The following is a 22742-nucleotide window of genomic DNA, read 5'->3' on the forward strand; positions in this document are numbered from 1 at the left end:
GGGTACTCCTTGGGTGGGTAGGGATCTATGACCGGACGAGCCGGGCGATGGCCTCGCTCGCCTCGCGGACCTTCTCGGCGCCCTCCTCGTGGGAGGAGCGGGCGGCGTCGACGACGCAGTGGCCGAGGTGGTCCTCGACCAGGCCGATGCCGACCGCCTGGAGCGCCTTGGTGACGGCGGAGATCTGGGTGAGGACGTCGATGCAGTAGGTGTCCTCGTCGACCATGCGGGCGATGCCGCGGACCTGGCCCTCGATGCGCCGCAGGCGCCGGGCGTAGTCCTCTTTCGTGCCGCTGTAGCCGGCCATGTGATGCTCCCTTCCGTCATCGTCAACGGTATACCCCCTAGGGGTATTCCCGCCACGGGGAGGGGAGTGTCAGGGCAGGAGGTCGGCGCCGTACTTGAGGATGATGGCGACGACGACGGCGCCCACCCAGGCCATGACGACGGCGCCGTCCCAGCCCGCGCGGATGAAGGCCAGTGCGCGCTCGTGGGCGCGAGGGGTGAGGAAGAGGTTGTTCTCGCGGATGTTGTAGTGCAGGAGCGTGGCGAAGACGAGCGTCGTCGAGAGCGTGACGAGCAGGCACCACGGGCACAGGGCGCCGATGGTGAACATCGACTGGTAGAAGAGCCAGTAGGCGAAGACGACCCCGAGCGTGTAGACGACCTGCGCGGCGAACATGAACCAGCGCGGGAACCGCACCCCGCCGAGGCCCGCGACGGCGATCGTGATGACGACCGGTTCCGCGACCAGCCCGAGGAAGGCGTTGGGGAAGCCGAAGATTGCCGCCTGCGAGGAGACCCCGACCGCGCCGCAGCTGAGCACCGAGCTGATGTTGCACGTCAGCTGGGCGTTCGGGTCGGCCGCGAGGGTGACCGCGTCGACCGACAGCACGAAGGAGGCGGTGAGGCTGAGGCACGCGGACAGCAGCATGGTCGCGAAGATCCAGCCGTCGGTGTGCCGGATCTGCCGTAGGCCCGGGCGTGTCTCGGTGAGGTTCACCCGCTCATCGTCCGGGCCGATTCGGACGAATCCCACGGACCAAGGTCCCCACCCCCTGACGCCGAGAGCCGGATTCCTCAGCGGAGGAATCCGGCTCTCGGCGCGAGAGGGAGCGGCGGTCTGTCAGCCCACGTCGTCGAGGTGGGCGACGAGCGAGGCGGCCAGCCCCGTGTAGGTGGCCGGCGTGAGCGCGAGGAGCCGCTCCTCGACGTCGCGGGGCAGCCCGAGCCCGGCGACGAGGCCGCGCATGCCCTCGGCGTCGACGCGGCGCCCGCGGGTGAGCTCCTTGAGCCGCTCGTAGGGGTCGGCCATGCCCTCGGCGCCCGCGACGGACGCCGCGCGCATCGCGGACTGGACGGCCTCGCCGAGCACCTCCCACGAGTCGTCGAGGTCGCGCGCCATGGCGGCGGCGTCGACGTCCAGGCCCGCCAGGCCGCGGCGGACGTTGTCGACGGCGAGCAGCGAGTGCCCGAGCGCGACGCCGATGTTGCGCTGCGTCGTCGAGTCGGTGAGGTCGCGCTGGAGGCGCGAGGTGACGAGCGTGGCGCCGAGGGTGTCGAGGAGCGCGGAGGAGATCTCGAGGTTCGCCTCGGCGTTCTCGAAGCGGATCGGGTTGACCTTGTGCGGCATCGTCGAGGAGCCGGTCGAGCCCTGGGCCGCGAGGCGCTGGCGGAAGTAGCCCAGGGAGATGTAGGTCCACACGTCCGTGCACAGGTTGTGCAGGATCCTGTTGAAGCGGGCGATGTCGGCGTAGAGCTCGGCCTGCCAGTCGTGCGCCTCGATCTGCGTCGTCAGCGGGTTCCAGGTGAGGCCCAGACCCTCGACGAAGGAGCGCGAGACGGCCTGCCAGTCGGTCTCCGGGACCGAGACGACGTGGGCGCCGTAGGTGCCCGTCGCGCCGTTGATCTTGCCCATGAACTCGGCCGCGGAGACGCGGCGCAGCTGGCGGCGCAGGCGGGCGGCGAGCACCGCGACCTCCTTGCCGAGCGTCGTCGGGGTCGCCGTCTGGCCGTGGGTGCGCGAGAGCATCGGCACCTCGGCCGTCTCGCGGGCGAGCTCGGCGAGGTCACCGACGAGGGCGATCGCCGCGGGCAGCCACACCTGGCGGACGGCGTCGCGGATGGTGACGGCGTAGGAGAGGTTGTTGACGTCCTCGCTCGTGCAGAAGATGTGGACGATCTCCCCGACGGCGGGCAGCGGGCTGTCCGGCCCGACGGCCTCGGCGGCCGCGGCCAGCCGCCGCTTGAGGAAGTACTCCACCGCCTTGACGTCGTGCCGGGTCTCGCGCTCGATCTCCGCGAGCTCGGCGATCTCCTCCGCCCCGAAGGAGTCGACGACGCCGCGCAGGTAGGCGACGTCCGCGTCGCTCAGCTGCGGGGCTCCCGGCAGGGCGCCGGAGGTGGTGAGGTGGACGAGCCAGGAGACCTCGACGTCGAGCCGGGCCCGGTTGAGGGCCGCCTCGGAGAGGTGGTCGACGAGCGGGGCGACGACGCCGCGGTAGCGCCCGTCGAGCGGGCCGAGCGCGATCGGCGGCTCGAGGTCCGCGAGGGGGACGCGGTGCCGGCCCGGAGCGGCTCCGGCCGACAGGCTGGCGGACGACGTGGTGCTGGGCTGCTCGCTCATGGCCCCCAGTCTCCCAGAGCCCGGGCACCGCGAGCCGCCCCGTCCACGCGTCTTGCGGCCTCCGCCGTCAGCGGGTGAGGGCCAGGCGCTCCCTGAGGTGGGCCACCACCCCCTCGCAGGCCGGCAGCACCTCCTCGTAGGTGGTGACGAAGTCCGCGTCGTCGCCGAAGTAGGGGTCGTCCACCTCGAGCTCACCGGCGGCGACGGCGTCCGCGTCGAAGCTGCGCAGCAGCCGGACCTTGTCCGCGTCCTCCGGGGTCGGGGCGAGGGTGCGCAGCGCCCGCTCGTGGCCGCGGTCGAGCGCGAGCACGAGGTCGACCTCGGCGAAGCTTTCCCGCCCGAACTGCTGCGCACGGTGCTGCTCGCCGTCCAGGCCGTACTGCTTGAGCGTGCTCACCGCGCGCGGGTCGGCCGGGCCGCCCACGTGCCAGTCCCCGGTGCCCGCCGACACGACCCGCACCCGGTCCGCGAGGCCCTCCCGCTCGAGGAGGTCGCGGAGGACGACCTCGCCCATGGGGGAGCGGCAGATGTTGCCGGTGCACACGAAGGAGACGGTGAAGGGGGACATGACCACATTCTCGCCCGGGGTGCCGGGGAGAGCCACCGGGTGCGCAACAGGTCCGCGACGTGCGCGGCGCGTCCCCAGCCGACGACGGTGGCCCGTCCCGCCGTCGGGCGGCGCCCCTAGGTTCGGGGCAGGACGAGCCGCAGGAGGGCGAGATGAGCACGAGCAGCTGCACCCCGTCGTCGTGGACGGGTGGGGCGGGGCGGGGACGGGTGCGCGAACGTCGCGAGCGCCACCGGCGTCCTCGCCGCCATCGAGGACACGCTGCGCGCCGCCTACCCCGAGCAGTGGCGCTCGCCGGCCGCGGACGAGTTCGCCGCCCGCCTCGGTGACCTCCTCCACCACGCGTACCGGCTCGGCGCCCCCCTCGCGGCCGCGCGGGCCCGGCCCGCCGCGCGCGCCGCTGCCGCCGCCGAGGCCTGGGAGGAGCGGTGACCGCGCTCCTCCACAGCCACGACGCCGACGGCGCGGTGGGCGACGCCCGCCACCGCACCTCCGTCCACGTGCGCGGAGGGGTGGGGGCCACCCGGGTGGACGTCGAGGAGCTCCTGGCCATCGACGCGCTCCTCGACGGGCTGCGCGGGGAGGTCGGCCACCTCGAGAGCACCCTGAGCGCCGCCCGGCGCGACCTCGCGCTGGACGCCACCTGGTCCCCGGCGCTCGCCGCCACCGCGGAGTCCGCCGTCGAGGACGCGCTCGACGGCGGGTGGGGTGCGCGCCGGCTCGGCGAGGAGGTCCTCGAGCTCCTCCTGTCGCTGCGCTACGCCCGGCTTCTGTACGAGGAGGCCGAGCTCGCCGCCCACGCCCGACCCCCCGGACCGTCGCTGGTCGGGTTCCTGCGCATGCTCGTCATGCCCCACGAGGCGGTGTTCGCCGTGGCGGACCGGCTCACCCTCGTCGGTCGCCTGCCCGGCATGGAGCCGACCACCGCGTTCGGCCACGCCCTCGACGCCCTCGGGGAGATCGTCAACGTCATCCACGGGGATGACGACCTCCCACCCGACGGCATCGCCCTGGACGTGGCGGTCCGCGAGCTCGGGGAGCACGGGCAGAACGTCTTCCCCTGGTTCCTCGTCCCCGGCCCCTTCGTCTACGACGGCCGCGAGATCGACCCCGCCGCCCTCACTGGCGCCCAGCGGCTCGTCATCCCGGTCGTCGCCGCCTTCCACGCCCTCACCGGCCGGCGTCCCCGCGCCGCCGACGACCTCACGCTCACGGTGCCCCCCCCGCGCGAGGTCCCGGCCCCGCCGGACCTGCCCGCCGTCGTCGACAGCCTCCACGGCATCCACCAGGACCACGGCGCCGCCCCGGGCACCCTCGAGGTGCGCCGCGTCGAGCACGCGGACGGCACGCGCTCGTGGGTCCTCCTGCTGCCGAGCACCCAGGCGATGGTCCCCGGCGGGCGGAACCCCGTGGACAACCTCACGAACGTCGAGACCTACGGCGGCATGGTGAGCGACGTCGAGATCGGCGCCGCCGAGGCGCTGCGGCTGGCCGGCGTGCAGCCCGGGGAGGCGGTCGCCGTCGTCGGCTTCAGCCAGGGCGGCCTCGCGGCCATGCGCCTGGCGGCCGACCCGCTCGTGCGCCTGCGCTATTCCATCACCACGGTCGTGACGGCCGGGTCGCCCGTCGGCCACCTGCCGACCCCCGCGGGCACGGAGGTGCTCCACCTCGAGCACCTCGAGGACCCCTTCGTCGGGCTCGACGGCACCTCCAACCCCGCGGAGGACGCGCGCACCACGGTGAGCCGCTCCCTCGCCACCGGCACCACCGGGCTCACCCGGCTGGAGGTCCCACCCTCGGACTCCCACTCGATCACCGAGTACACCCGCACCGCCCGCTTGGCCGTGGACGCCGGGGAGCGGTCGGTCGCCCACCTGGCGGAGCGGCTCGCGGACGTCACGGGTGCCCCGGGCGCCCGCGTCACGGCCACCCGCTTCACGCTGGAGAGGGGGTGAGTCAGCGCTCGCCCGGCAGCACAGCGTTGAGGATGCCGCTGACGACCGAGATGACGAGCGCCGCGAGGAGCGCCCACCAGAAGCCGTCGACGAACAGCCCCCAGTCGGTGAAGCTCGTCAGCCAGCTCGTGAGCATGAGCATGAGCGCGTTGACGACGAGGAGGAACAGGCCGAGGGTGAGGATCGTCAGCGGCAGCGTGAGGAGCTTGGCGACCGGCTTGACGACGAGGTTGACGAGCGTGAAGACGAGGCCGACGACGCCGACGACGAGCACCTGCTCCCAGCCCTCGGCCTCGGTGAGGGTCACCCCGTCGAGGAGGAGGGAGGTGAGCCAGATGGCCACCGAGCTGACGACGAGCCGCACGAGGAAGCGCATGCGGCGATCGTGCCACGTCGGGCCCCTCGCCGGGAGTGCGATCATGGCGGCATGGCTCCAGCGTTCCGCTTCCGCGCGGACATCGACTCCCTGCCGGCCTACGTCCCGGGCCAGCGCCCACCGGCGGGACGGTCCGCGTACAAGCTCTCGTCCAACGAGAACCCCTTCCCGCCGTCCTCCGCGGTCCTCAGCGCCGTCATCGACGCGGCCGCCGACCTCAACCGCTACCCGGACATGGCGGCCACCGCGCTCACCGCCGCCATCGCCGAGCACGTGGGGGTCGACGCCGAGCGCGTCGTCGTCGGCAACGGCTCGGTCGCCGTCCTCGAGACGGCGCTCCAGGCGGCGTGCCGACCCGGCGACGAGGTCGTCCACGCGTGGCGCTCCTTCGAGGCCTACCCCATCGCCGTCCAGGTCGCCGGTGCCCGCAGCGTCCCGGTCCCGCTGCGGGGGGACGGCAGCCACGACCTCGAGGCCATGGCCGACGCCGTCACCGAGCGCACCCGTGCCGTCCTCGTGTGCAGCCCCAACAACCCCACCGGGACCGTCGTCCGCGAGGACGAGATGCGCGCCTTCCTCGCCCGCGTGCCGCGCGAGGTGCTCGTCGTCCTCGACGAGGCCTACGTCGAGTACGTCCGCGACGAGGAGGCCGTGGGCGGGCTGGCGCTCGCGGCCGAGTACAAGAACGTCCTCGTCCTGCGCACCTTCTCCAAGGCCTACGGCCTCGCCGGCCTGCGGGTCGGGTACGCCGTCGCCCGGCCGCGACTCGCGCGCGGGCTGCGGACCGCCTCCACCCCCTTCGGCGTCAACGCCCTCGCCCAGGCCGCCGCCCTCGCGGTCCTGCGGGAGGCCGACGCCGTGGCCGAGCGCTGCGACCGGGTGGTCGCCGAGCGCAGCCGCGTGCTCGCCGCCCTGCGTGAGATGGGCTGGAGCATCCCAGAGTCGCACGGGAACTTCTACTGGCTCGCCGTCGGCCGCCACTCCGCCTCCTTCGCCCGTGAGGTGGCCGGCACCGGTGCGATGGTGCGGGCCTTCGACGGGGAGGGCGTGCGGGTGAGCGTCGGGGAGATTGAGGGCAACGACCTCGTCCTCCGGCTGGCCGAGGACTGGCTCGCGCTGCAGCGCTCGCGCGCGCTCTGACGCAGCGGCGTTGTCGCTTCCGGCAACGGCTGCCCGACCCTGCACAACTGCCGCCGTCGGGTTCTGTAGACCCCCTACAAGCGTAAGTTACGGTTCCGTAGCCTACGCTGGCGTAGGTTCGGGGCCGACCCCCGGGCGCAGAGGAGGCAGGACCGATGGAGGTGGTCACCACCATGGACACACTGACACCGCGACCTGAGGCGAGCAGCCCGGCAGATCCCGACACGCTCGTCCAGCTTCTCGACCCGGAGGGTCGTCGCCTCGGCCACAGCCGTTACGACCGGTGGGCCGCCGGGCTGGGCCCCGCCGAGCTACGGGGGCTCTACCGCGACATGGTGCTGGCCCGTCGCTTCGACGCCGAGGCCACCGCGCTCCAGCGCCAGGGCGAGCTCAGCCTGTGGCCCCCGAGCCTGGGCCAGGAGGCCGCGCAGGTGGGCTCCGGCCGGGCCATGCGCCGGCAGGACTTCGCCTTCCCCTCCTACCGGGAGCACGCCGTCGCTCACACGCGCGGCATGGACATGCGCGAGCTGCTGCGGGTCTTTCGCGGCGTCGAGCACGGCGGCTGGGACCCGGCCGCCCACAACTTCCACCTCTACACCTTCGTCATCGGCTCCCACACGCTCCACGCGACCGGCTACGCCATGGGCGCCCAGCGCGACGGCGACGTCGGCACCGGGGACCCCGACCGGGACCGCGCCGTCGTCGTCTACTTCGGCGACGGCGCCACCTCGCAGGGTGATGTCCACGAGGCCATGGTCTTCGCGGCCGTGACGAAGGCGCCGGTCGTCTTCGTCTGCCAGAACAACCAGTGGGCGATCTCCGTGCCCGCGAGCGGCCAGACCACCGTCCCGCTCGCCCGCCGCGGCGCAGGCGTCGGCATCCCCTCCGTGCGCGTCGACGGCAACGACGTCCTCGCCAGCTACGCCGTCACCGCCGAGGCCCTCGAGCGCGCGCGCAGCGGCGGCGGACCCACCCTCATCGAGGCCTACACCTACCGGATGGGCGCCCACACGACCGCCGACGACCCCACGCGCTACCGCACGAGCGCGGAGGAGGACTACTGGCGCGAGCGCGACCCGATCGCCCGTCTGCGCACCTACCTCACCGAGCAGGGCCACGCGGACGAGGACTTCCTCACCGAGGTCGCGGCCGCGGCCGACGAGCTCGGCGAGTCGACCCGCGAGTACTGCCGTGCGCTCACCCCCTCCGGCCCGGAGACGATGTTCGACCACGTCTACGGTGCCCCCCACCCGCAGGTCGAGGCCGAGCGCGCCTGGTTCGACGACTACCAGCAGTCCTTCGCGGAGGCCGACCGATGACGGCGACGACGACCGCCACCCCCCTCCCGCTCGCCAAGGCCGTCAACGCGGGCCTGCGTGCGGCCATGCGGCGTGACGAGAAGGTCATGCTCATGGGCGAGGACATCGGCGCCCTGGGCGGGGTGTTCCGCGTGACCGACGGGCTGCAGGCGGAGTTCGGCCCCCAGCGCGTCGTCGACACGCCGCTCGCCGAGTCCGGCATCGTCGGCACCGCGATCGGCCTGGCGATGGCCGGCTACCGGCCCGTCTGCGAGATCCAGTTCGACGGCTTCATCTTCCCCGGCTTCGACCAGATCACCACGCAGCTGGCCAAGCTCCGCTACCGGTCCGGCGGCCGGGTCGAGGTGCCGGTCGTCATCCGGGTGCCCTTCGGCGGCGGGATCGGCTCCATCGAGCACCACAGCGAGTCCCCCGAGGCGCTCTTCGCGCACACCCCCGGGCTACGGGTCGTCACCCCCGCCACGGCCGCCGACGCCTTCACGATGATCCAGCAGGCCATCGCCTCGCCGGACCCCGTCCTCTTCTTCGAGCCCAAGGCCCGGTACTGGGACCGGGAGGACGTCGACGTCGAGGCACCCGTCGACCTCAGCGAGGCCGGCATCACGACCGGCCTGCACGGCGCCCGGGTGGTGCGCGCCGGCCGCGACGCGACGCTCGTCGGCTACGGCCCCACCGTCAAGACCCTGCTCCGCGCCGCCGAGGTGGCGGCGACCGACGGACAGGAGCTCGAGGTCCTCGACCTGCGCTCGCTGTCCCCGCTCGACGTCCCCACGGTCGCCGAGTCGGTGCGCCGCACCGGCCGGCTCGTCGTCGCCCACGAGGCCACGACCTTCCTCGGCCCCGGCGCCGAGCTCGCCGCCCGCGTCACCGAGGAGTGCTTCTACAGCCTCCAGGCACCGGTGCTCCGCGTCGGCGGCTTCCACACGCCCTACCCGGCATCGGCGCACGAGGAGGAGTTCCTCCCCGGGCTCGACCGGGTGCTCGACGCCGTCGACCGCGCCCTGGCGTACTAGGAGAACCGGTGCCGAAGTACCAGCAGTTCAAGCTGCCCGACGTCGGTGAGGGCCTCACCGAGGCCGACGTCGCCGAGTGGCGGGTCGCCGTCGGTGACACCGTCGACGTCAACCAGGTGATCGTCGAGATCGAGACGGCCAAGTCCCTCGTCGAGCTGCCGGTCCCGTGGGCGGGCGTCGTCACCGAGCTCCTCGTCCGCGAGGGCGAGACCGTGCCGGTGGGCACGCCGATCGTCGTCGTCGACGTCGACCCCGGCGGTGCGGCCGCCGACGACGGCGCCCCGCCGCGTCGTCGGCGAGCGGTGACGTGCTCGTCGGCTCGGGGACGAAGGAGGGCTCCACCACCCGCCGTCGTCGCCGGTCCGCCCCCGCCGCGGAGCCGGCAGCCCAGGACCCGCGGCCGCCCCGGGGTCCCCGCCCCCAGACCCCGCCCGCCCCGCGCCCCGACCGCGGCCAGGGCGCGCCCGCCGCGAGCCGCGCGGCGGTCTCGCCCGCGGTGCTGGCCAAGCCGCCGGTGCGCAAGCTCGCCAAGGACCTCGGTGTCGACCTCACCGCCGTCGCGGCGACGGGCCCCGGCGGGATCGTCACCCGCGAGGACGTCCTCGCCCACACCAAGCGCTCGGAGGCGCAGGAGCTGGCGACCTACCCGGACGACGACAAGCCGTGGCTCGCCGACGGCGTCGTGTCCGCCAACGGGCGCCAGACCCGCGTGCCGGTGCGCTCGGTGCGCCGCCGCACCGCCGAGGCGATGGTGAGCTCGGCCTTCACCGCCCCGCACGTCACGGTGTTCCACACCGTCGACGTCAGCCGCTCGATGAGGCTCGTCGCCCGGCTCAAGGAGGACCGCGCCTTCGCTGACGTCCGCGTCACCCCGCTCCTCCTCGCCGCCAAGGCGCTGCTCCTCGCGGTGCGCCGCCACCCGGAGATCAACGCCTCGTGGGACGACGAGAGCCAGGAGATCGTCTACAAGCACTACATCAACCTCGGCATCGCCGCGGCCACGCCCCGTGGCCTCGTGGTGCCCAACATCAAGGACGCCCACCGCCTGGACCTGCACGAGCTGGCGACGGCGATCGCGGGGCTCACCGCCACCGCGCGGGCCGGACGCACGACCCCGAAGGACATGACCGACGGCACCGTGACGATCACGAACGTCGGCGTCTTCGGGATCGACACCGGGACCCCGATCCTCAACCCGGGGGAGTCGGCGATCCTCGCCTTTGGGGCGATCCGCAAGCAGCCGTGGGTCCACAAGGGCAAGGTGAAGCCGCGCTGGGTCACCCAGCTCGCGCTGTCCTTCGACCACCGGCTCGTCGACGGCGAGCTCGGCGCGCGGGTGCTGGCGGACGTGGCCCGCCTCCTGGAGAACCCCGACATGGGCCTCGTCTGGAGCTGACCCAGGTCCTCACCGCACCGTCGTCGTGAATGGGACCGCGGCCCGTCGCGAGCGCGCGTCCTAGACGGGCAGGAGGTCCAGCCCGCCGCCGGGTGACCACTCGAGCAGGAGCAGGGTCGCGTCGTCCTGGAGGACGCCGCGCTGGTGGACGAGAACGTCGCGCACGACGAGGCGCAGCGTCTCGGGCGCGGGCGTGCCCCCGTGCTCCTCGAGCAGTGCCACGAGACGCGGCACCCCGAAGAACGCACCGTCGGCGTCGCGCGCCTCGGTGATGCCGTCGGTGTAGAGGAGCACCCGGTCGCCGGGCTCGAGCTGGAGCCGGCCGGCCGTCGCCTCCCGGCCGCCGAGGCCGAAGAGGGGACGCCCGGAGTGGTCGAGCGCCTCGCGAACGGTCCCGTCCCGCACGAGAAGAGGGTGGGGGTGCCCGGCGTTGAGGTAGTCGAGCACGCCAGTAGCGGTGTCGAGCCGGGCCAGCACGCCGGTGGCGTACCCGGCGGCGTCGGTCTGCTCGAGCAGGACGCGGTCGATCTCCCGGGCGCAGCCGACGAGGTCCGCGCCGCGACGCCGCTGGTTGCGGTAGGTGGCCAGCGCCACGGAGGTGAGCAGGCCGGAGCTGAGGTCGTGGCCCGTCCCGTCGAAGAGCGCGATGTCGGCGCGGCCGCCCTCGACGGCGTAGTCGAAGGCGTCCCCGGCCACCTTCTCGCTCGGCTCCAGGAGCCCGGCGATGACGAGGTCGTTGGTCGCGTAGGTGAGCGGCGGCAGGAGGTTCCACAGCAGCTCGGCCTCCACGGTGCGGTTGCCGCCGCCACGGATCCGGGTGATGAGGTCCCCGTAGGGCGTGACGACGGCGACGAGGTGGCCGATGAGTATCGACGCCCAGCGCAGGGTCTCGGGGTGCTCGGACGGGCGACGGTCGGGCGACAGGGCGACGGCGCGCAGCGCACCGAGCCGCTCGACACCGTCGACGAGAGGCACCCAGGAGGTGTCGCCGTCGTGGACCGCGCGCATGGTGCGGAAGGCCTCACCGGCGGGGGTGTCCAGGCCCAGCTCGTCCCCCTCGGACGTGAGGGGGACGAGCCGGAGCTGGTCGAAGGTGACAAGGTGGATGACGAGCTCCCAGCCCATCGTCAGCCCGGCCCGGGCGATGGCGCCGATGAGCTCGTCCGGCGTCGCCCGGTGCGCACCGTCCAGGAGGGAGGCGAGGAAGCGCAGTGCGGCGCCCAGGTCGTCGTCGGTACTCACGCCCCCACCCTACGGGGGCGCCTCAGCCCAGGGTGGGCGGCAGGTCCCCCGGCTCCTCGCCCAGGACGTGCTCGGCGAGGAAGGCGAGGTTGACCTCGTACCAGACCTTGGCGTTCTGGGGCGTGAGGATCCAGTGGTTCTCGTCGGGGAAGTAGAGGAAGCGGTGCGGGCTCGCGCCGTTCTCGTCCGCCGGGAGGCCTGACCGGGAGAGCAGCTCGTACCAGAGCCGCAGGCCCTCGCCGATCGGCACGCGGTAGTCCTTGTCCCCGTGGATGACGAGCATCGGGGTGCGGATGCTGCCCACGTGCAGGTGCGGGGAGTTGGCCAGCGCCATCTCCGGGGACATCTCCCGGCCCCAGTACCAGGCGGCGTCCGTCGTCGGGCCGAAGGCGTCCAGCGCCCACAGGCTCGCGTGGGTGACGACGGCGCGGAAGCGGTCGGTGTGCCCGGCCACCCAGTTGGCCATGTACCCGCCGAAGGAGCCGCCCATGGCGGCGGTGCGGGAGGCGTCGACGTCCGCGCGCTCCTCCACGGCGTCGGTGACCGCCATGAGGTCGGTGTACGGCGCCTCGCCCCACGCGCCCCAGCCGCGCTGGACGAAGTCCTGCCCGTAGCCGGTCGACAGTGCCGGGTCCGGCAGCAGCACGGCGTAGCCGCGCGCGACCATGATCCACGGGTTCCACCGCCACGACCACGAGTTCCACGAGCCCAGCGGGCCGCCGTGGATCCACAGCAGCAGGGGCGCCGGGGCGTCCGCGCTCGCGCCCTCGGGCAGCGCGAGCCAGGCCCGCACCCGCGTGCCGTCCGCGGTGGTGGTCTCCACCTCGGTGAGGGTGCCGGGCAGGTCCGGCCGCTCGGCGGGACCGCGCAGCGCCGTCACCTCCGCCTCGCCGGTGAGGTCGCCGAGGTCGATGCGCACGACCTCGGCGGGATACTCGTAGGAGGCGCGCAGCGCGTAGGCCGCCGTGCCGTCCGGGGCGACGACGACGTCGGTGAGCGCGCCCTCGTCGGTGAGCCGGGTGACGGCGCCGGTGTCGAGGGCGACGTGGAAGAGGCGCGAGCGGCCGTCGTCGTCGGCGACGACGAGCAGGCCGGAGGAGTCGGGCAGCCAGCGCAGCTGCGCGGGCCAGCGGTCCCACTCGCGGGTGAGGGCGCGGGACTCGCCGCCGTCCGCGTCGACGACCTCGACCCACATCCGCGGCGCCTGCTCGGCGGTGCTGAGCGCCTCGCGCACGTAGGCGACGAGCCGGCCGTCGGGGCTGATCCGCGGGCCGCCGACCTCCGCCTCGGTGTCGTCGACGAGGACGGCGCGCGCGCCGTCGGTGAGGTCCACGCGGCACAGCTGGGTGCGCACCGCACCGCGCGCCACGGGCACGTTCCACGTCGTGACGAGGAAGCTGCCGTCGGCCGCGAGGTCCGTGGACGCCTCGGTGAGCGCGGCGCCCGCGGCGCGGGTGAGCTCGCGCAGGGCGTGGCTGCCGCGGTGTGCGGCGTCCTTCGCGGGCTCCGTGTCGGAGGGCTCCGCCGCGTAGAGCCGCGGCAGGTCCGGGCCGAGGTCGTGGTCCCAGTACCGCACCGGGTAGGCGCTGTGGAGGATCGCGCTCACCTTGTGCTCGGTGCGCTCCTTGCGCAGGCGGTGGTCCTCGTCGACGTCCCCGGCGGAGGGCAGCGCGTCGGCCATGACGACGACGACGGCGGCCCGCGCGGCCGCGCTCACGCCCGAGACCCCACCGGGGTGGGCGGCGACCATGCTCGCCTCGCCGCCCGCGGCGGGCAGGGACCACACGGCGGGGCGCGCGTCGTCGTCGGTGCCGCGCCTGGCGACGAAGAGGAGGTCACCGTCCGCGGTGAAGGTCGGCTGGGACTCCCCGCTCGGGCCGTGGGTGAGGCGGCGGGCCGGGCGCTCGCCGGCCGGGTCCACCTCCCACAGGGCGGGCTGGTACTTCGTGCGGTCCTCGTCGAGGGCGCTCACCGCGGTGACGAGGCGCTGCCCGTCGGGGGAGATCGCCAGCCCGCCGAGGCGGGGCAGGGCGATGTAGTCGTCGAGGTCGTGGAAGGGAGTGTCGCTCACGGACCTGTCCTATCACGTGGCCCCGGCCACGGTCGGCCCGCAGATTCGTACTCGGCGGAGGCGGTGGGGTTACTCCTCGGGCCACAGCGTGACGAGCACCTTGCCGGACGCCTCGGAGTCGCGGGCGACGGCGAAGGCCTCCAGTGCCTGGTCGGCGGGCAGCTCGTGGGTGATGACCTGCTCGATGCCGGGCTGCGCGTCGAGCAGCGCGACCGCGGCGTCGATCTCGTCCCGGAAGCGGAAGGAGCCGTGGACGGTGAGCTCCTTGGAGATGACCGGCGCGAGGTTGAGGCCCTTCGGCTCGTCCGGCACCATCCCCAGCTGGACGTGCACCCCGGCGCGGCGGGCGGCGCGGAAGGCGGTGGTGATCGACGCCGGCACGCCCGAGCACTCGAGGACGACGTCGTAGGCCTCTGCCGGCACCTCCTCCCGGCTCACGTCGACGGTGGCGTGCACGCCGAGGGCCCGGGCACGCCCGAGCGGCCCGGGCAGCACGTCGGTGGCCGTCACCTCGGCGGCGCCCCCGGCGAGGGCGGCGGCAGCGGTGAGCAGCCCGATGGGCCCGGCGCCGGTGACGAGGACGCGCTGGCCCGCGACGCCGCCGGCCAGCGCGATCCCGTGCATCCCGACGGCGAGCGGCTCGGCGAGGGCGGCGCGCCGCAGCGGCAGCGACGCGGGCAGGACCCGCACCATCGACCGGTCGACGAGGAGGTACTCGCTCATCCCGCCCTGCGTGTGCGGCCAGGTCGAGGCGCTGCCGAGGTAGGCGCCGCCCGGCCACAGGTGCGGGCGGTCCTCCACGCCGGGTCGCACCTCGCCGAAGGTCGCGGGGTGGACGGTCACCGGGGTGCCCGGGGCGAGCTCGCCGGCGGGGTCGAGGTCCACCGTCCCGGAGACCTCGTGGCCCGGCACGAGGGGCTCGCGCACGACGAAGGCCCCGTTCGCGCCGTCGTAGTAGTAGTGGAGGTCCGACCCGCAGATGCCGGCGTAGGCCATTCGCAGGCGGACCTGACCGGGACCGGGTTCGGGTGTGGGGACCTCGACGAGCTCGAGGTCCTCCTTGCCCCTGATGACGATCGCGCGCACGAGGCTCCTTCCTAGACGACGGCCGTCATGCCGCCGTCGACGAAGACGTTCTGGCCCGACACGAAGCTTGCGGCGTCCGAGCACAGGTAGACGAGCGTGCCGACCAGCTCCTCGACCCGGCCCCAGCGGCGGGCCGGAGTGCGGTCGACCACCCAGCGGGTGAAGTCCTCGTCCTCGACGAGCGCCCGATTGAGCTCCGTGGCGAAGTAGCCGGGGGAGATCGCGTTGACCTGGATGTCGAAGCGGGCGAGGTCGGCGGCCATGCCCTTGGTGAGCATGACGAGGCCACCCTTGGTCGCCGAGTAGGGCGCGATGGTCTGCCGGGCGAGCTGGGACTGCACGGAACCGATGTTGACGACCTTGCCCGAGCCCCGTTCGGCCATCCCCCGGGTGATCTGCTGGGAGACGTAGAAGGCGCTGCTGAGGTTGGCCGCGACGATGTCGTCCCAGTCGGCGGGGTCGAAGTCGTTGAAAGGGGCGCGGCGCTGGATCCCGGCGTTGTTGACGAGGATGTCCGGGGTGCCGTGCTCGGCGAGGAGCCCGGCGATACCCTCCCGGACGGCGGCGGAGTCGGTGACGTCGAAGCTCACGGCGGGGACCTCCGCGCCGCCGCCCGCGGCGACCTGCTCGCGGGCACGGGCGAGCGCCCCCTGGTCGCGCCCGTGCAGGACCACCCGGGCCCCGTGCTCGGCCAGGCCGGCGGCCAGCGCGAGGCCCAGGCCGCGGGAGGAGCCGGTGACGAGGGCGAGCCGGCCGGTGATGTCGAACAGCGGGCTGTTCACGCCGGCTCCTAGAAGATCGCGAAGACGGCGAGGGCGAAGAGGAAGCCGACGACGGACTGGAGGCTCTGCTGGACCGTCCACGTCTTGAGGGTCGTCTTGACGTCCATCCCCATGAGGCGGCCCACGAGCCAGAACCCGGAGTCGTTGACGTGGCTGGCGAAGACCGAGCCGGCCGCCGTCGCGAGCGTGATCGCGACGATCTGCATCTCGCTGAAGCCGCCCGCGAGGACGGCGGGCGCCATGAGGCCCGCCGCGGTGACGAGCGCGACCGTCGCCGAGCCCTGCGCCACGCGGAGGATGACGGCGATGAGCCACACCGCGAGGATGACCGGGATGCCGGTGTCACCGAGCACGTCGGCGAGGGCGTCACCGATGCCGGACAGGCGCAGGATCCCGCCGAACATGCCACCGGCGCCGGTGATGAGGATGACGGAGGCGACCGGGCCGAGCGCCGAGTCGACGATCTTCTCCAGGGCCGTGCCGTTCTCGCCGCGGCGGTGGCCGAGGACGAAGAGGGCGACGATCACGGAGATGAGCAGCGCCACGGGGGCCGTGCCGACGGACGAGAGCACCTGGACCCAGGTCTCGGACTCGTCGACGACGCCGGCGGTGCCGAGGAAGTCGAGGCCGGTGTTGAAGAAGATGAGGACGAGGGGCAGGAGGAGGATCCCGACGACGGTCGCGACGCTGGGCGGGTTGACCTGCGTGTCGTCGTCGGTGCCGAAGAGCGCGGGCACGGGGAGGATGAAGCGCTTGCCGACGAAGGTGCCCCAGAGGTAGCCGGCGAGGTACCAGACCGGGAAGGCGAGCACGATGGCGACGACGAGCACGAGGCCGACGTCGGCACCGTAGAGCTCGGAGGCGGCCACCGGGCCGGGGTGCGGGGGCACGAAGACGTGCATGACCGAGAACGCGGTCGCGGCGGGGATGCCGTACAGGAGGACGTTGTTCCCCAGGCGTCGGGCGACGGCGAAGATGATCGGCAGCATGACGATGAGGCCGGCGTCGAAGAAGATCGGGAAGCCGAAGGCGAGGGACGCGACGCCCAGCCCGAGCGGCGCCCGCTTCTCCCCGAAGACGGTGACCATCTTCTCCGAGAGCACCCGCGCGCCACCGCTGTGCTCGATGAGCTTGCCGAGCATGGCGCCCAGCGCGATGAGGAGGGCGACGTTCCCGAGCGTGCCGCCGAAGCTCGTCACGAGCGCCGGCACGATCTCGCCGGCCGGGATCCCCGTGACGAACGCCGTGAGCAGCGAGACGAGGATGAGCGTGAGGAACGCGTGCAGCTTGAAGACGATGACGAGGACGAGGATGAGGGCGATCGCGCTGGCCGCGATGGCCAGGAGCGGCCCGGCCCCCAATGTCTGAGTCCAACCTTCGATCACGGGAGCCCCCTCGGGTGTCGTGACCCCGGCTCCCCCGCCGGGGCAGCGCCGTCGACGCTGCCTCGCACAGTAGCGGTGACTGACGGCCGGCCCAAGGGGGAGGCGCGACTCGCCGCGCCGGCCCGCCAGGTGGGCCGTCGGGGCCGCTAGCGTGGGAGCCGTGGCGGTCGACGACGGCGTTCCTGAGCAGGAGGAGCTCCTCGCCGAGCCGGCGGGCTCGGTCGAGGTCGAGCTGGCGCGCGCCCTGTCCGCGGCCCAGCGCCAGATCCACTGGCTGCGCGAGGAGCGCGACCGGCTGCGCGCCGAGCTCGCGGCCGAGCCGCGCGAGGACCGCGCCGACGACCCGGCGGCGATGCTCGCCGACGTCGTCGAGCAGGCTGTCCCCGAGGCCGCGCGGCGCCTGGCCCTGCGGGAGGCGGCCGGCAGCGACACCTGGGACCGGCTGACCGAGGGGGTGCGGGAGGTCTACCTCACGCGCGCCCGTGCCGCCGTCGAGGCCGTCGTGCCGGTGTTCGACGCCGCCGTCGCCGCGATTCCGGGCCTGGGGGAGGTGCGCCGTGCGCAGCTGCGGCTGGGTCTGCCGCCCGAGGGTGACCTCGCGGGCCTGCTCGACCACGTCCGCGCGGAGAGCCGCGCGCGGGCGCTGCAGGAGGTGTCGGAGGACCTGCGCGCCCGGCTGGAGGACTACGAGCTCATGCGGCGCGCCGTGCAGGCGGTCGAGCTCGTCCTCGTCGAGGGCGAGCACATGGCCGCGCAGCACGCCTCGCCGGTCGCGGTGGAGGTGGCCGAGTGGTTCGCCCGGCGGCTGCAGCAGGCCCTCGCCGGTCCCGACGTCACCCTCGGTGACGCGCTCGAGGCCGAGCGGGAGCAGGTGCTCCTCGCCGTCGCCAGCGAGCTGGGCCTGGAGGGCATGGACGCCCTGGCCTGGTACAGCGACATGAGCACCCGCCTCGACGCTGCCGGCGAGACGGAGGAGTAGCCGAGCGGATGCGGCAGACCCCCGGTTGGGGTACCAACGGGACCATGCCTACTGACGCACCCGGCGCCGTCCTGCTCGACATCGACGGGACCCTGGCCGACTCCAACTACGTCCACACCTTCACCTGGGCGCGGGCTTTCCGCGAGGTCGGGCACCCGGTCGACGCGTGGCGCATCCACCGGTCCATCGGCATGGGCGGGGAGCTGCTCCTCGCCGAGCTGCTCGGGGACCGCGTCGAGGAGCTCGGCGAGGCCGCCAAGGAGAAGCACACCGAGTACTACGCGCAGGCCGCGGACGAGGTGCACCGCTTCGACGGCGTCGTCGAGCTCGTCGCCGCGCTCAAGGAGCGCGGGGCGAAGGTCGTCCTCGCGACCTCCGCCGCCCCCGCGGAGCTGGAGATCCTCGAGCGCCTCCTCGAGATCTCCGACGACGTCGACGCCATCACCTCCGCCCAGGACGTCGAGGAGGCCAAGCCGGACCCGGACCTCGTCCAGAAGGCCCTCGGCGCCGCCGAGGTCCCCGCCGAGCGGGCCGTCTTCGTCGGCGACACCGTGTGGGACGTCGAGGCCGCCGCCCGCGCCGGCGTGCCCTGCGTCGGCGTGCTCACCGGCGGCGTCAGCGAGGCCGAGCTGCGCGAGGCCGGCGCCGTGGCGGTCTACCGCTCGGTCGCCGCGATCCTCGAGGACCTCGACTCCTCCCCCCTGCGTCACGCCTGGGAGGGCTGAACCGAACGGGGGCCCGCAGCCGACCGGCTGCAGGCCCCCGTCGAGGTGGGTCGTCAGCGGGTGGGCGTCCGGCGGACGCCGAGGGTGTCGGTCCCGTTGCCGTCCCAGTCACCGACGTGCACCTCGTCACCGGCGCGACCGAAGGTCACCGCGGTCTCGGCCGCGCCGCCGCGCAGCGTGTTGGTGACGTGGAAGGTCCGCCCGCGCTGGACGGCGAAGGTGTCGGTCCCGTTGCCGTCCCAGTCGCCCGCGAGGGTGACGTCGGCGGCGCGGCCGTAGGTGAACACCGTGTCGGCGTCCCCGCCACGCAGGGAGTTCTTCACGTGGTACGTCGCGGCCCGGCGCACCGCGAAGGTGTCCGTCCCGTTGCCGTCCCAGTCACCCACGAGCACCGTGTCGGCCTCCCGGCCGTAGCGGAACACCGCGTCGGCGTCCCCGCCGCGCAGGGAGTTCTTCACGTGGTAGGTCGCCCCGCGGCGGACCGTGAAGGTGTCCGTGCCGTCCCCGTCCCAGTCCCCGACGAGGACGACGTCACCGGGTCGCCCGTAGGTGAGGACCACGTCGGCGTCCCCGCCGCGCGGGGCGTTGGAGATGTGGAACCGGTTCCCGCGGCGCACCGTGACGGAGTCCTTGCCGTCCCCGTCCCAGTCGCCGATGAGGACCTCGTCGGTGCTCCGGCCGTAGGGGAATGACACGGCCGTGGTGCCGCGCCAGTCGTTGCTGAGGTGGAAGACGGGCGAGTGGCTCGGCTCGGGCTGCGGCTCGGGGACGGGGGTGGGCTCGCCCGGGAGCGCGGGGAAGTCCGCGGGTGCGACGCGGTGCCCGGTGCCCTGCTCGTAGGCGTAGGCCAGCTCGAAGAGGGACTTCTCCGACCACGGCAGGCCGAGGAGGTCGATGCCGACGGGCAGGCCGGCGGTGGTGAAGCCGGCGGGGACCGCGAGCGCCGGGAAGCCGGTGACCGGCGCCAGGCTGCGGTTGCTGCCCTGGCGGACACCGGCCATCGCGCCGGGGTTGGTCAGCTGGTCGGCCGGGATGACGGGCGGCTCGTGGTCGAAGGTGGCGTAGGCGAGCGCGTCGAGCTCGTTGTCCTCCATGACGGCGGTGACGGCGTCACGCAGCTGCTGGCGCATCTGCTCGCCCTCGATGTAGTCGGCGTCCTCGGTGGTCCGGCCGAGGAGCGCGCGGAGGCTCGCCTGCCGGGTCGGGGTGACGAGCGGGGAGGTGGCGATCTCCTCGAAGGTCGAGACCGGCGGGTCGGCGATCTCGGCGAGCGTGGCGAGGTAGGCGTTGGTCGCGGCCTCGGTCTCGGCACCGCCCGTCGAGTACGCGGCGAGCAGGGCCCGCAGGTCGGGCACCTCGACCTCGACGATCTCGGCGCCCAGGCGCTCCATGTCGGTGTAGGCCGCGTCGACGACGGTCTGGACGCGGGCGTAGTCGGGGGCGGTGATGTCGGTGTCACCGGACTGCGGCTCCCGGATGACGCCGATGCGCGTGCCCTCGAGGGCCTCGGCCCGTAGGTCCGCGGCGTAGTCCTCGGCGACGTGGCCGTCCGCCTGCGCGGTCAGCGGGTCGTTGGCGTCCGGCCCGGCGATGACGCTCGTGACGATCGCGGCATCCTCCACCGTCCGGGTGAGCGGCCCGAGGGTGTCGTAGCTGGGGTTGGCCGGCATCATCCCGTAGCGGCTGATGAGCGGGGTCGTCGGGCGCAGGCCGACGGCGTTGTTCCAGGCGGCCGGCCCACGTGTGGAGCCTCCGGTGTCCTCCGCGATCCCGACGGCCCCGAAGTTCGCGGCCACCGCCGCGCCGGTGCCGCACGAGGAGCTGCTTGCCGCGCGGGCGAGGTCGTAGGGGTTGCGGCACACCCCGAAGGACGAGCCGGCCCAGCCGCTCGCGTACTCGCCCATGTTCGTCTTGGCGAGGATGACGGCGCCGGCGTCCCGCATCCGGGCGACGATCGTGGCGTCGCGGCCCGACTCGAAGCCGGAGAAGATCGCCGACCCGTACGTCGTGGGCATGTCGGCGGTCTCCACCTGGTCCTTGACGAGGACGGGGACGCAGTGGAGCGGGCCGCTCAGCCCGTCCTCGGCGTACGTGGCGTCCAGCTCGGCAGCCGTGGCGAGCGCCTCGTCGTTGACGACCTGGACGGAGTTGGTCGTCTCGGCGTCGTAGGTCTCGATGCGGTCGATGTAGGCCTGCACGAGGTCGGTGCACGACATGTCGCCCTCGGCGAAGGCCTCGTGGATGGAGGCGATCGTCGCCTCCGTCACGAGGCTCTCGTCGGCCTCCTCCGCGGCGCGCGCCGGGACGGCGACGAGCGTGAGGGCCACCGACGGGATGAGCGCCGCGACCGCGAGCCGCATGGTCGTCCTGCGTGGGTGATGCATAGGTCCTACCCCCTGAGTCTCCGGACGGTCCGGAGTTCGGACGTTACGGACGGGGCATTACCGGCACGTCACACATCTGTTTCGTTGCCTTTACCTCGTCATGGTCCGCCCGTGCGTCGGGAGCGGGACGTCTGCTAGGTGTGGACTTTGCGACCTCAGCGGGCGCGAAGTCCACACCTTGTCCGTCGGAGCGGGGCGGGGCCGAGCGGGGCGGGGCGGAGGGGGCCGTCAGCCCGCCGCGGCCTCGTGGGCGGTGCGCAGGTCCGCGACCAGCTCCGCGAAGGCCTCGTCCCAGCCGCCGCGCCGCGCAGGCGCAGCAGCGCCGAGGGGTGCGTCGTCACGAGCACGGGCGGGTCCTCGCCGCCGAGGACCTCACCGCGCACGTCCCCGATCCGTACCTCGCGGCCGAGGACAGCGCGGGCCGCCGTCGCCCCCAGGCAGACGACGACGGCGGGCCGCACCGCGGCGCGTTCGGCCGCCAGCCACGGGTGGCACGCCTCGACGTGGGCGACACCCGGCTTCTTGTGGATCCGGCGCTTGCCGCGGTCCTCGAAGCGGAAGTGCTTGACGGCGTTGGTGAGGTAGACGTCCTGGCGCGCGATGCCCGCTGCCTCCAGCGCGTCGGCCAGCACCCGCCCGGCGGGCCCGACGAAGGGCTCGCCCTCCCTGTCCTCCCGGTCGCCCGGCTGCTCGCCGACGAGCATGAGCCGGGCCCCGGCGTCCCCGGCGGAGAAGACCACCTGGGTGGCGTCGGCCCACAGCTCGCAGCCGCGGCAGCCGGGGGCCGCGGCGCGCAGGGCGCCGACGTCACCGTCCGAGGGCACCCACTCCTGCGCCCCGGGTCGCTGCACGGCCATGTGCCCACCGTAGGCAGCGGCGTGGCCCGCCGCGCGCCGGCCCGGGCCGTCCCCCGCCGTGGTGGACCCGGCCCACCAGCCGGATCGGATCCAGCACACGGGCCGCCCGGCGCCGCGGCGCCCGTACGGTTGTCACCATGCGCCGCCTCGCCTCCGTGGTCCTCGTCCTGCTCGTCCTGCTCGCGGTCGCCGGCACGGTGGTCGACCGTGTGGTCGTGGCCCGCACCGAGGACCGGCTCCTCGCCGAGGCGCGCGAGCAGCTGGAGCTCGCGCCGGACGCCGACGTCGAGATCGACGGCTTCCCCTTCCTCACCCAGGTGGTGGCCGGGCGGCTGTCCGAGGTCCGTGGGACCGCCTCGACGCTCCTCCTCGAGGAGTTCGAGCTGCACGACGTCCGCGTCGCGCTGCGCGGCGTCGCGCCGGAGGAGCCCTACCCGGCCGAGACCGTCGAGATCAACGCCGAGATCCCCGCCGCGACCCTCCAGGCGGCGCTCGCGGGCGCCGTCGACGTGCCCGGCGACCCGCTGCGCGTCGACGTCGCGAACGGTCTCGTCCAGCTGGGCGTCGAGGTCGTCGCCGGCCTGGAGCTCGCGGTCGTCGTCGAGCCCGTCCTCGTCGACGGCGCGATCAGCGTCGAGCTCGGGGAGGTGTCGGTCGGCGGTGGCACCGTTCCCCGCGACCTCGTCACCGTCGTCGACGAGCTCCTCGGTGACGTGCGCGTCGAGATCCCCGGCCTGCCCGAGGGCCTGGTCCCCACGCGCCTGGAGGTCGGGCGGGACGCCGTCGAGCTGCGCCTCGAGGGCAGCGACGTCGAGCTCGGCGAGTGGGTCGGCTAGGA

19 protein-coding genes and 2 pseudogenes are annotated in these 22742 nt (G+C 73.9%); 9 read left to right on the forward strand and 12 right to left on the reverse strand.

Translation table 11 applies throughout. The features are described from left to right. Nucleotides 1-25: 25 nt before the first annotated feature. The 4 genes from ACWPXV_RS12600 to ACWPXV_RS12615 all read right to left on the reverse strand — a co-directional run bounded on the left by ACWPXV_RS12600 (nucleotide 26) and on the right by ACWPXV_RS12615 (nucleotide 3194). Complete coding sequence (locus ACWPXV_RS12600) at nucleotides 26-307, reverse strand: metal-sensitive transcriptional regulator (protein ID WP_152188789.1); 282 nt, start codon at nucleotides 305-307, stop codon at nucleotides 26-28. A gap of 69 nt (nucleotides 308-376) precedes the next feature. Next, nucleotides 377-1003 (reverse strand): vitamin K epoxide reductase family protein, encoded by a 627-nt coding sequence (locus ACWPXV_RS12605; protein WP_454085534.1) that lies wholly within the window; start codon nucleotides 1001-1003, stop codon nucleotides 377-379. A 123-nt stretch (nucleotides 1004-1126) separates the two neighbouring features. Continuing rightward, on the reverse strand, nucleotides 1127-2626 hold the full coding sequence (purB, locus tag ACWPXV_RS12610) for an adenylosuccinate lyase (protein WP_454085535.1): 1500 nt from the start codon (nucleotides 2624-2626) through the stop codon (nucleotides 1127-1129). Between the two features lie 67 nt (nucleotides 2627-2693). After that, complete coding sequence (locus tag ACWPXV_RS12615; protein WP_454085536.1) at nucleotides 2694-3194, reverse strand: low molecular weight protein-tyrosine-phosphatase; 501 nt, start codon at nucleotides 3192-3194, stop codon at nucleotides 2694-2696. Between the two features lie 189 nt (nucleotides 3195-3383). Here ACWPXV_RS12615 and ACWPXV_RS12620 point away from each other — a divergent pair, with 189 nt between their 5' ends. After that, nucleotides 3384-3626 carry a hypothetical protein gene (locus ACWPXV_RS12620; protein WP_454085537.1) on the forward strand — a complete coding sequence of 81 codons (243 nt, stop codon included), beginning with the start codon at nucleotides 3384-3386 and terminating at the stop codon, nucleotides 3624-3626. Continuing rightward, nucleotides 3623-5149 (forward strand): hypothetical protein, encoded by a 1527-nt coding sequence (locus tag ACWPXV_RS12625; protein ID WP_454085538.1) that lies wholly within the window; start codon nucleotides 3623-3625, stop codon nucleotides 5147-5149. Before ACWPXV_RS12620 ends, ACWPXV_RS12625 begins: the two co-directional genes overlap by 4 nt. A gap of 1 nt (nucleotide 5150) precedes the next feature. On the opposite strand, the gene ACWPXV_RS12630 is transcribed toward ACWPXV_RS12625, so the two are convergent. Then, nucleotides 5151-5525, reverse strand: a complete 375-nt coding sequence (locus ACWPXV_RS12630; RefSeq protein WP_454085539.1) for a phage holin family protein — start codon at nucleotides 5523-5525, stop codon at nucleotides 5151-5153. A 51-nt stretch (nucleotides 5526-5576) separates the two neighbouring features. Here ACWPXV_RS12630 and hisC point away from each other — a divergent pair, with 51 nt between their 5' ends. From hisC to ACWPXV_RS12650, 4 genes and pseudogenes are all read left to right on the forward strand, one after another. Further along, nucleotides 5577-6665, forward strand: coding sequence for a histidinol-phosphate transaminase (hisC, locus tag ACWPXV_RS12635; RefSeq protein ID WP_454085540.1), 1089 nt, complete (start codon nucleotides 5577-5579; stop codon nucleotides 6663-6665). Between the two features lie 173 nt (nucleotides 6666-6838). Continuing rightward, nucleotides 6839-7984, forward strand: coding sequence for a pyruvate dehydrogenase (acetyl-transferring) E1 component subunit alpha (pdhA, locus tag ACWPXV_RS12640; RefSeq protein ID WP_454085541.1), 1146 nt, complete (start codon nucleotides 6839-6841; stop codon nucleotides 7982-7984). Further along, entirely contained in the window at nucleotides 7981-8997 is a 1017-nt protein-coding gene (locus ACWPXV_RS12645) for an alpha-ketoacid dehydrogenase subunit beta (RefSeq protein WP_454085542.1), read from the forward strand. Before pdhA ends, ACWPXV_RS12645 begins: the two co-directional genes overlap by 4 nt. Before the next feature lie 8 nt (nucleotides 8998-9005). After that, nucleotides 9006-10393, forward strand: a pseudogene (locus ACWPXV_RS12650) (dihydrolipoamide acetyltransferase family protein). A gap of 60 nt (nucleotides 10394-10453) precedes the next feature. Here ACWPXV_RS12650 and ACWPXV_RS12655 read toward each other — a convergent pair. The 5 genes from ACWPXV_RS12655 to ACWPXV_RS12675 form a co-directional block, all read right to left on the reverse strand. Further along, nucleotides 10454-11635, reverse strand: a complete 1182-nt coding sequence (locus ACWPXV_RS12655; protein WP_454085543.1) for a PP2C family protein-serine/threonine phosphatase — start codon at nucleotides 11633-11635, stop codon at nucleotides 10454-10456. 22 nt (nucleotides 11636-11657) lie between these two features. Further along, entirely contained in the window at nucleotides 11658-13706 is a 2049-nt protein-coding gene (locus ACWPXV_RS12660) for a S9 family peptidase (RefSeq protein WP_454085544.1), read from the reverse strand. A 69-nt stretch (nucleotides 13707-13775) separates the two neighbouring features. Continuing rightward, nucleotides 13776-14792, reverse strand: coding sequence for an L-idonate 5-dehydrogenase (locus tag ACWPXV_RS12665; protein WP_454085545.1), 1017 nt, complete (start codon nucleotides 14790-14792; stop codon nucleotides 13776-13778). 11 nt (nucleotides 14793-14803) lie between these two features. Continuing rightward, nucleotides 14804-15574: an SDR family oxidoreductase gene (locus ACWPXV_RS12670; RefSeq protein ID WP_454085546.1), complete on the reverse strand. Its 771-nt coding sequence runs from the start codon at nucleotides 15572-15574 to the stop codon at nucleotides 14804-14806. Between the two features lie 8 nt (nucleotides 15575-15582). Further along, nucleotides 15583-16956: a GntP family permease gene (locus tag ACWPXV_RS12675; protein ID WP_454085593.1), complete on the reverse strand. Its 1374-nt coding sequence runs from the start codon at nucleotides 16954-16956 to the stop codon at nucleotides 15583-15585. Between the two features lie 163 nt (nucleotides 16957-17119). Between ACWPXV_RS12675 and ACWPXV_RS12680 the strand changes: the two genes are divergently transcribed. Further along, a complete protein-coding gene (locus tag ACWPXV_RS12680) occupies nucleotides 17120-17938 on the forward strand; it encodes a hypothetical protein (protein ID WP_454085547.1) in 819 nt (272 codons plus the stop codon). 44 nt (nucleotides 17939-17982) lie between these two features. Then, nucleotides 17983-18663: an HAD family hydrolase gene (locus tag ACWPXV_RS12685; RefSeq protein ID WP_454085548.1), complete on the forward strand. Its 681-nt coding sequence runs from the start codon at nucleotides 17983-17985 to the stop codon at nucleotides 18661-18663. A gap of 53 nt (nucleotides 18664-18716) precedes the next feature. On the opposite strand, the gene ACWPXV_RS12690 is transcribed toward ACWPXV_RS12685, so the two are convergent. Further along, nucleotides 18717-21023 (reverse strand): amidase, encoded by a 2307-nt coding sequence (locus tag ACWPXV_RS12690; RefSeq protein ID WP_454085549.1) that lies wholly within the window; start codon nucleotides 21021-21023, stop codon nucleotides 18717-18719. Nucleotides 21024-21275: 252 nt separating this feature from the next. Further along, a pseudogene (locus tag ACWPXV_RS12695) lies at nucleotides 21276-21904 on the reverse strand (UdgX family uracil-DNA binding protein). A gap of 137 nt (nucleotides 21905-22041) precedes the next feature. Here ACWPXV_RS12695 and ACWPXV_RS12700 point away from each other — a divergent pair. Further along, the gene (locus ACWPXV_RS12700) at nucleotides 22042-22740 is read left to right on the forward strand and encodes an LmeA family phospholipid-binding protein (protein ID WP_454085550.1); all 699 of its coding nucleotides are present in this window, start codon (nucleotides 22042-22044) and stop codon (nucleotides 22738-22740) included. Nucleotides 22741-22742: the final 2 nt, after the last annotated feature.

This window comes from Georgenia sp. Marseille-Q6866 (assembly GCF_965111665.1).

Coding starts and splice junctions, on each gene's coding strand:
- ACWPXV_RS12700 (WP_454085550.1), top strand. CDS start 22,042: ATGCGCCGCCTCGCCTCCGTGGTCCTCGTCCTGCTCGTCCTGCTCGCG.
- purB (WP_454085535.1), bottom strand. CDS start 2,626: ATGAGCGAGCAGCCCAGCACCACGTCGTCCGCCAGCCTGTCGGCCGGA.
- pdhA (WP_454085541.1), top strand. CDS start 6,839: ATGGACACACTGACACCGCGACCTGAGGCGAGCAGCCCGGCAGATCCC.
- ACWPXV_RS12685 (WP_454085548.1), top strand. CDS start 17,983: ATGCCTACTGACGCACCCGGCGCCGTCCTGCTCGACATCGACGGGACC.
- ACWPXV_RS12615 (WP_454085536.1), bottom strand. CDS start 3,194: ATGTCCCCCTTCACCGTCTCCTTCGTGTGCACCGGCAACATCTGCCGC.
- ACWPXV_RS12630 (WP_454085539.1), bottom strand. CDS start 5,525: ATGCGCTTCCTCGTGCGGCTCGTCGTCAGCTCGGTGGCCATCTGGCTC.
- ACWPXV_RS12645 (WP_454085542.1), top strand. CDS start 7,981: ATGACGGCGACGACGACCGCCACCCCCCTCCCGCTCGCCAAGGCCGTC.
- ACWPXV_RS12690 (WP_454085549.1), bottom strand. CDS start 21,023: ATGCGGCTCGCGGTCGCGGCGCTCATCCCGTCGGTGGCCCTCACGCTC.
- ACWPXV_RS12600 (WP_152188789.1), bottom strand. CDS start 307: ATGGCCGGCTACAGCGGCACGAAAGAGGACTACGCCCGGCGCCTGCGG.
- hisC (WP_454085540.1), top strand. CDS start 5,577: ATGGCTCCAGCGTTCCGCTTCCGCGCGGACATCGACTCCCTGCCGGCC.